Source organism: Arthrobacter sp. H14, from assembly GCF_000520495.1.
In the GTDB taxonomy this organism is placed as follows: domain Bacteria; phylum Actinomycetota; class Actinomycetes; order Actinomycetales; family Micrococcaceae; genus Arthrobacter_C.
In genome coordinates this window covers 4,353-12,190 of sequence record NZ_KI914702.1, presented here as the reverse complement: position 1 = coordinate 12,190, position 7,838 = coordinate 4,353, and the positions used below count along the sequence as shown (strand labels likewise).

Annotated in this window: 8 protein-coding genes and 2 pseudogenes; 3 read left to right on the top strand and 7 right to left on the bottom strand. The window is 60.3% G+C overall.

Translation table 11 applies throughout. The features are described from left to right. The coding region (locus Y707_RS0120855) for a UPF0182 family protein (protein WP_253905293.1) at positions 1-683 on the bottom strand (683 nt) is incomplete at its 3' end. Positions 684-1,112: 429 nt separating this feature from the next. On the opposite strand from Y707_RS0120855, the gene Y707_RS30255 reads away from it, so the two are divergent. Then, positions 1,113-1,250 carry a hypothetical protein gene (locus tag Y707_RS30255; RefSeq protein ID WP_253905292.1) on the top strand — a complete coding sequence of 46 codons (138 nt, stop codon included), beginning with the start codon at positions 1,113-1,115 and terminating at the stop codon, positions 1,248-1,250. Between the two features lie 123 nt (positions 1,251-1,373). After that, positions 1,374-2,099 (top strand): DsbA family protein, encoded by a 726-nt coding sequence (locus Y707_RS28125; RefSeq protein WP_035783035.1) that lies wholly within the window; start codon positions 1,374-1,376, stop codon positions 2,097-2,099. 89 nt (positions 2,100-2,188) lie between these two features. Here the strand turns inward: Y707_RS28125 and istA are convergent. The 6 genes and pseudogenes from istA to Y707_RS0120805 form a co-directional block, all read right to left on the bottom strand. After that, a pseudogene (gene istA, locus Y707_RS33330) lies at positions 2,189-3,772 on the bottom strand (IS21 family transposase). Positions 3,773-4,494: 722 nt separating this feature from the next. Then, positions 4,495-4,874: pseudogene (locus Y707_RS28115) on the bottom strand (transposase); the annotation flags it as partial. 124 nt (positions 4,875-4,998) lie between these two features. After that, complete coding sequence (locus tag Y707_RS0120820) at positions 4,999-5,214, bottom strand: hypothetical protein (protein ID WP_155853230.1); 216 nt, start codon at positions 5,212-5,214, stop codon at positions 4,999-5,001. A gap of 70 nt (positions 5,215-5,284) precedes the next feature. Then, positions 5,285-5,464 (bottom strand): hypothetical protein, encoded by a 180-nt coding sequence (locus Y707_RS31040; protein WP_155853228.1) that lies wholly within the window; start codon positions 5,462-5,464, stop codon positions 5,285-5,287. A 31-nt stretch (positions 5,465-5,495) separates the two neighbouring features. Next, positions 5,496-6,323 (bottom strand): cupredoxin domain-containing protein, encoded by an 828-nt coding sequence (locus tag Y707_RS32325; protein WP_216699313.1) that lies wholly within the window; start codon positions 6,321-6,323, stop codon positions 5,496-5,498. Positions 6,324-6,622: 299 nt separating this feature from the next. Continuing rightward, positions 6,623-7,000, bottom strand: a complete 378-nt coding sequence (locus Y707_RS0120805; protein ID WP_026536480.1) for a hypothetical protein — start codon at positions 6,998-7,000, stop codon at positions 6,623-6,625. 342 nt (positions 7,001-7,342) lie between these two features. On the opposite strand from Y707_RS0120805, the gene Y707_RS0120800 reads away from it, so the two are divergent. Beyond that, positions 7,343-7,672: a hypothetical protein gene (locus tag Y707_RS0120800; RefSeq protein ID WP_026536479.1), complete on the top strand. Its 330-nt coding sequence runs from the start codon at positions 7,343-7,345 to the stop codon at positions 7,670-7,672. The last annotated feature ends 166 nt before the right edge of the window (positions 7,673-7,838 follow it).

The following is a 7,838-nucleotide window of genomic DNA, read 5'->3' as shown; positions in this document are numbered from 1 at the left end:
GCCTGCAGGATCAGGAACGCAGCGGCCGCAACCGCAATGTGAACCCGTGCGGCCGTACTGGTGAAGATGCCCTTCTCCTCCAGGCGGATGCCCCTATAGAGATAATGCGTGAGCAATCCTGCAATACCAGCGACCAAAACTACGCTGATCATGAATCCCACGAGGAAGCCGAGGAACGGCAACGTGATCATGTAGAAGGTGTAGTCGAGTCCGAATTCGGGGTCGGTGGCCCCGTAAGGAACCTGGTTGAAGAAAAGCAGAACCTGCTGCCACTGCGAGGAAGCCGCGGTTCCGGCGAAAACGCCCAACAGGACCGGAATACCGATCATGGCAAGCTTGCGGACAGGCTCAATCGTCTCCTGATAGCGGCTCAGATTGTCCTGAACGTCTGTATCAGGAGCGTAAATCGGACGCGCACCGTACGCAACCCTGAGGCTGGCGTAAACCGTGGCACCCATAATGACTGCAGCGACGACGAAGATCGCCGCCTGCGTAACGTTCTGCTTGACAAAGACGTCCAGATATCCGAGCTGGTCGAACCACAACACGTCGGCATAGATACCGGCGAAGAATAGGAAACCGGCAACCAACGCGCCGACGACAATCAAAGTCGGAATGAATGGTCCGCGGCGGTTTCCGAAAATGGGGCGTGGTCTATCCTGCGTGGATGGTCCGGAAGTCACTCTTTACCTCATCATTTGGGTCTGCTGCTTCATCACGGCAACCGGTTTGGTGCAATTATTCAGGCGCGGTTATCTGTGCCAAGACTGGGCGCGGCAGATGGTTCCGTGCCTTCTCATTCTGCCCTGTAACGGTTAACTACAGCGAATTGGCAGAGCCATGTCCGGCGAATGTCGCCTCATTGTAATCCGCCCGCTATTGCGCTTCACAGGTATCCAATTCCGATCTGTCCCCACCGGAGCCAACAGCCCGCACAGCTTCTACGGCCTCATCCAACGTCTCAACGCTGAAAACCTCCATCCCATCGGGGATGTTGCCGACGACGTCCTTACAGTTCCCAGCCGGGGCCAGGAAAACCTCTGCCCCCTCGCTCCGCGCCCCATCCATCTTTTGGGCGATCCCACCGATAGGGCCCCGCGGCCGGTGACCTCGTGGCCCGCCCCGGTCACATCGGTATCTACGTCGGCAACGGCAAGGTCATCAGCAGCGGCATGAACGGTCAGAACCTGACCATCGAGCACAACCTCACTGATCGTCCCGGATCGTACTTCGTGCGCGTCAACGGCTAACCAGCCGTAAGCTGGGACAAGCGGCAAGTGCCCTGAACGGTCGGCGCCTGCCGCTTGTCCCACAACTACCAGTAGCCGTTCCGTTTTGTTTCCGGATCCCACGAACAGGCAACAAACCACCTCATGACTCCATGGCTCTTCGCCCTCATTCCTATTGTTATCGTCGTCATCCTGGGAACCATCGCGTTCTTCATCGGCTACAGGGGGCACCTCTCCGACAGGCCCGGAGGAAAATCCGCTGCCCCTGCCCCGGTGGAGTCCCGCCGGGTACCTCACGCAGGTGTGGTGCCGGTCATGCGGGAGGACAGCCGCATCACTTCCCAGGCCCCGGACCAGCGGGCGGTGCTGGTGCAGTTCCTGGATGCTGAGTCCGAGTCCTGCAGGGCAGTGCATTCCTTCGTCGAGCAGTTGAAGCAGGATTTCGGGCGCACCGTCACCTTCGCGACCCGGCACTTTCCGCTCTCTGATCAGTCCTTTACTGCGGCCCTCGCTTTGGAAGCCGCCGGGGAGCAGGGCAAATTCAACGAGTTACTGGAGGCGATATATGCGGTCCCGCGGCAGGTGCGTGACGGGGCTGATGCCGTAAAAAGTGCCAGGTCCGGACGTAACGGCGAATCCGCGGCACGGACGTTTCGGGGGCTGGTTGAGGACCTTGGCCTGGACATGGCTAGCTTTGATGCTGCCCTCACCGACCCCCGCACCATGCGCCGGGTAAAGACCGGCAAAATTGACGGTGCCGCTTTGGGCATCAGCTCACCACCCTCGTTCTTTCTCCTTGATGGTAAGGAAGTACAGGCCACGACCCTGGCTGAATTCCGACAGATGATCGCAGACGCCGCTGCCCGGTAGCTCTTCCTCGTTCGGGGTCCGTGACGCTGGGTTTTGATTACAGGCCCGTGTTGGCCGATCTGCCGGATGCGAAGCTGTGGCGGGATCAACTACGGCGCTTTGGATAGGGCGGCCCGCCGGGGCAGAATCGATGTGGGGAAGATCCGCCGCCGCTGGCCCGACCTCCCCTCCTGCGCGTGGTTGCCTCCGTCGGCCCAGCTGGCCGTGCCTTGGCTTAGCCACTGGTTCGGATCCGTCACGGTATGGGTGGTGGTGGTTTCACCGTTGGCGGTGTTGGCCACGATGGAGAGCAGGTCCTCATGGGTGAAGCGCTGATGGACGGCGGCGGCGCCGAGGCCCTGGTCGACCTCGGAGGTGCCGATGACTTTGGCCAGTGTCACGGCGCGTTCCATTTTCTGCCGGATCCGCACGGTTCCGGCCGCGGCGGCTTCCTTGAGCCAGAGCGCTGCCCCGGAACCCAGGGCCAGGAACTCTTCCTCGCCCCGGCCGCAGGCACGGATTATCCGGTCCAGGGCGCCGGCGGACACTGCCGGGAAATGCGCGTCAATGATCGCCGGCACCCCGGCACGGGTGAGCTTATGGCGTGCGACCTCGATGGGCCCTTCCGCGCCGACATGGACAATGATGACTTCCTCCCCGGTACTCCGCGCCCAGACCCGCTGGCCCATCAGGGTATGCGGGACGGAGTAACGGGCATGGTCATACGTGATCATCGCCCGTGTTAGGCGGGACCTGCCGGGCCTGACCGAAACTCGCCGTCACCGGCACCGCCGGAACCGGATGCAACCGGTGCCGCTCAATCACATCGAGCATCTCTTTCGGGATTTCCAGGGTCGCCCGGTGCACCCGTGAATTCACCTCCGCCATGAACACCTCGCACGCAGCTTCCAGCTCGGCGAAAGACCCGTATTCGGGGCGGAGGTTGGTGTCTTTGGGCACGAGGTCGGCCCTTGGCGATCTTGACCGCGTTCTCCACCCCGCCCTTGGACGCCGGATCCGCCGGCATGCAGGTATGAATGGCCGTGGAGTAATGCCTGGCGAACGCCACGATCTGTGGGTTGCGGACCGGGACCCCGGCGACATGCTCGATCGTGACCGTCTTCTCATTATCGGTCAGCACATAGGTCGGGACCCCGCCGATCAGCCGGAACGACCGGTCCAAGGGCCGCGAAAACGCTCGGCATGGTCTTATCCCGTAAAGCAATCACGATACGGAACCGGGAAAACGCCAACCAGGCGCAGAACAACACGGTCTTCACCCCGTCGACGACGGGACCGTCTCCATAATCCCACTGCAGCCACCGGCCAGGCTCGACTGTCCAGGGACGGTGCACGCGGGTGTTCTGCGCACGGTACTTCGACTTCAACCCGGATAGCACGTACCGGGTCGTGCGGATGGAGCCCTGGTAGCCGATAGCGACGAGTTTGTCATGCACGACATCACCGCGGATCTTACCGCGGGACTGCTTCACCCAGGACTCCATCGATGGGAGGAACGGGTCGGTAATACGGCCGCGCCGACGGGCCACTGGTGCCTGAGCGCCTTCATCGCGGGCCCTCACATAAGTCCGGACCGTGTTATGCGACACTCCGCACACCGCGGCGGCATTCCGGAACGACTTAGTCAGATCATAAGCAGCTAAAATTTCCATGAACTCTCCTGGAGACTTCATAACAAGCCCCTTCCTTCCCATCAAGGGTGAAATGAAACGATTGGCATCGTCATTCCACCGGGAAGGGAGGGGCTTTCCCCGCAGCGACACGAGGGATGGACAAGGGAATCCCAGCACGCCCGGCCGGCACCAATCACCGGCAGCTGGTCAAAACTGCTTGCAGCCACTGGTCAAAACCACTGCCGCGAACGGTCAATCCAAATTGCCGTCTCTGGTCAGTTTAGAGTTGCCGCTGACAGTCCGACCCCGAACTCACTGGACAGATGCGCTCGATGATGTCCGAGGCCATGCCAGACATGGACGGCATGGAAAGCAGTGAGGACATGGGGGGGGCAGGCACGGTATGGGCGAGGATGGGATGTCCGGCCAGGAGGACCAGGGCACCGAGCCGAGTCAGACCGAGCCCACCACTCCCTAGCTAGGTGCACCGACCACCGACTGCCTCGACCCTCGACGCCCGTCAAGTATCAGGCCCTGCAATACAACCACCCCTCGGCCGGCTGGCCTGAACGCGTCAGCGAACTGAAGACCTTAAATCACCCTGCAGTTGAATGGAAACCTAGGAGCATAACCATGACTGAACTTCTTTTTACCCTTGCGCTACTGGCCTGCCCTGTCGGCATGGGCTGTCGGTTTGAGCTGCGTACTAGCCCGGGGGTTCATCAGTTGATGTGCTGAGGTGCGTGGCCCGGGGCAGCGCAGTAGACCCAGGCAAGGCACCCGTACAACGACAGCACAACTTCCTCGACCCCGTTCAAACGGCGTTGTCGTTTCTTCACGATCTGTGGCTCGAAGGAACCATCCCGATCCCTTGGGACCTCGATCGTGACCTCACCCGTCGCTTCCGTCAGCACGGTCTTCGAGCGCGTTCCATTCCGGATGTTCCCCGACGTGCGGTCGGGTCAGGGCGATTCTTCTCATGCCCGAGGTGCTCGGTGAGCTCCTCGTTCAGGGCGGTCTCGAGCACGTTCTTCGTGAACAGCTTCAACAAACCATCGGGGCCAGTCAACGCGAGTCCCTGTTCCTTGGCCAAGCGCACGAGTTCAGCCGCAGCTGCAGCCTCCGCGGATCGATCTTCATTCAATAGTTTCTTCGGATTCACAACATCCAGTTGTCGTCATCACGGCACCTTCCCGCCACGTCCACACGCGGCGCGTCAGGCCAGAAACACCGTTAAATCCACAGTCCCGGTTCAACGGACCACGACGCGCAGTCAACAGACCGGGTCAGCTATTTTCGGTGTTCACGAGGCTGGTCTCATCTTCTTCGAGAGCGGGGGTCTCTTTGAGCCCTTCAGGATTTGCATCGATCGCCTCGACGGGTGATTCTTCGCAGCCCCCGGGACCGTCCTGCTTCTCGTCACTGGATACATCCGAGGCAGCCAGTAACTTTTCATCGTCAGCCGTATGGCCTTTTTGCGCTGCCGAATTTTCGTCGTTCACGGTGCTCCACCTTTTCAGCACAGTCCGGGTCCGTCGTATCTGCTCCAGGACCATGTTTCGTGCCATCAACCTATCCGACCGCCCGAATTATTTGGTCGTCTATCTTGAGCCGGCACCGCTTGTGTCCGCTCACATCATCGATGAGCGTCGTTGACGCGCAGTCCCTGATCCCGTTGATCCCCGCAATAGTTGTTTCCTTATCGTTGTAGGTTTCACTCATCACCCGGATCACCCCGTTGTCCTTTGTCAACCGGGACCTGAACCGACCAAGTGGGTAAAGATCAGTTGCTGCTGTTCCGGCGGTAGACAACGTAGGTTCCGCTGGCTGCGGCGAGGAGGAGCAACCCTCCACCGAGAGCGATAATGGTTGACTGCTCGCTCGTACTCTCGGTCGATACTCCGGTGTCGGCGCCGCCCATAGGCACCGCACCCATCTGGTCCATCCCGTTGCCTTCCGCACTACCGGCCTCCGCGCCGCCCATCATCTGGTCGTGCATCTGCGCCATCCCCGCGCCGCCCATCATCATCTGCTCGTGCATCTGCGCCATGTCCGGATGGTCCAGCATCATCTGGTCATGCATCTGCGCCATGTCCGGATGGTCCAGCATCATCTGCTCGTGCATCCGCGCCATGCCTTCGGCTCCGACAGTGAGAGAGCCCTTCATGTTGCCGTGGAATTTGCAGAAGAACCCATAGGTTCCTGCTTCACTGGGAGCCGTGAAAGTGGCGCTAGCCCCACCCGGGATGGTGACATCGAAGGAACCATCCTCGGCGGTCACCGAATGGGCTTCGGTGTCGTTATTGGTCACCGTGATCTCACCGCCCGGGTTGACCGTGCCTGGCCCCGTAAACACGAAGTTATCGATGGTGATAGCCATCTGCTCGATGGTCATTGCCGGTCCGGACTGGGACACCGGGCCGGAAGAGGCCAGAGCGGGCCCCGTAGACCCGAGGCCTGCCCCTCCAACCAAGACTGCGGTGAAAGCGACGCTGAGAACTTTTCTACTGGTGATCATGATGAGGCCCTCCGGCGGGGTAGTTGGGAAGACAATATCCTGGCCGTCAATCGATTCGACGACCCTTGCCCCGAAACCTCCGCCACGTGACATTTATCATCTGCGGCGCGTTGGGCTGCCTCTTCACCAACCCTATCGCGCATAGTAGACCTACGCACAGGCCTACTTCTTCGCGAGCCGCCATCGGAGTCTTTTCTCGGACAATCGACCGAAACCGAGCAGCTTCCCATCGAGCAAAATACCGGGCGCGAAAACAACGTCGCGGCGCACTGCGAGTTCGCGGCCCTGGACGCTGGCAAGCTCGACTTCTATGGGACGGGTGTCGCAGCCCCTAGATGGCGGTAGTGACTGGCTGGTTATGGTTGGTGCCACACCGTTGTTCAGGGGTTTGGCTAGAGCAGTCCGCCCAGCAGTCCCTCGTTGTCCTCACCGCTGTCAGTGGAGCCCTCGACCGAGTTATCGGCATCGACGTCAGCATCCACCTCAGCGTCATTACCGCTGAAATTGCCGTTCAAATTATCCGACACATCGGTGTCGATCCCGTTGAGCACGTTATTGTCGCTCGCGACATCACCAAGGTCCAGCACATCATTGAGGATGTTATCCAGCGAGACGTTGCCGCTGTCGGAGACCTGGTTATCGGTCACCTGGGTGGTGACCTCGTCCACACTGGTCTCGGTGCTATCGGCGGTAGCCATGCCGGCGCCTCCGAGGATCATCACACCGCTGATGGCGGTTGCGGCCAAGGACTTCGTCAAAAGATTCTGCATATCGTGCCTCCATAAATCTGTTGGGGTTGAAGGACAATACCCATTCGGGGCCCCGACCGTGACCGGATGGGTATGCAGCCGAAATACTTTCGTAACCACACGAACCGCCCCGCGACCGCTTCCCATATACAGGTGCGCAATCCCACCCGCACAGGAACTGCAGGTCACCCACAGGTGGACGGCTCTGAGCTCACCCCTTGCGGGCTCCACCCGCCCACAGGTGGATGACCCGCAAAATCTGAGCAACCAGCCTCTGGGGTTATAGTTGCTCGGCGCCCGCACGTACAGTCCCTTCGTGGAGGCCGGAACCAGTTGCGTGGGCCATAACCAGAAAACCGGTACGTGGCGCACTACGCGAAGCTCATGGATCAACGGATCAAGGAGTTCGTGATGCGCGAGGAAATCATCATGCTCACCGCGGCCAAGCTCGACGTCGACAACGTCAACCCCATCCCGCAACCACCGCCGGTCTACGCGTGGAAACCGCAGCCACCCGGGTCCAGACGCAGTCGGCCGCGCACACCAGAAAACGCGGACAAAATCCAGTACTTCAAACCCACCCGCCATAATTCAGCGCGAAAGCTGAGTATGGCTCAGCTCGGCAACGCCGTTCCTGCGGCAACTTGTAACTCCCCGACTACTCATCTACTATCTAAAATAGTAGATGAGTAGTCGGGGTCTACTAAAGCGCTTAGCCGGCGGAACCGTCCTGGTTCGCCGCAGCAACGCCAAGGCATAATCCACCAAGCACCACGAACTGATCGGACATAATTCCTCACATGATTAGTTCACCCAGCGACCGCCGCAGAAGCTACCTGGCCTCTGCGGCGGTCGCCGT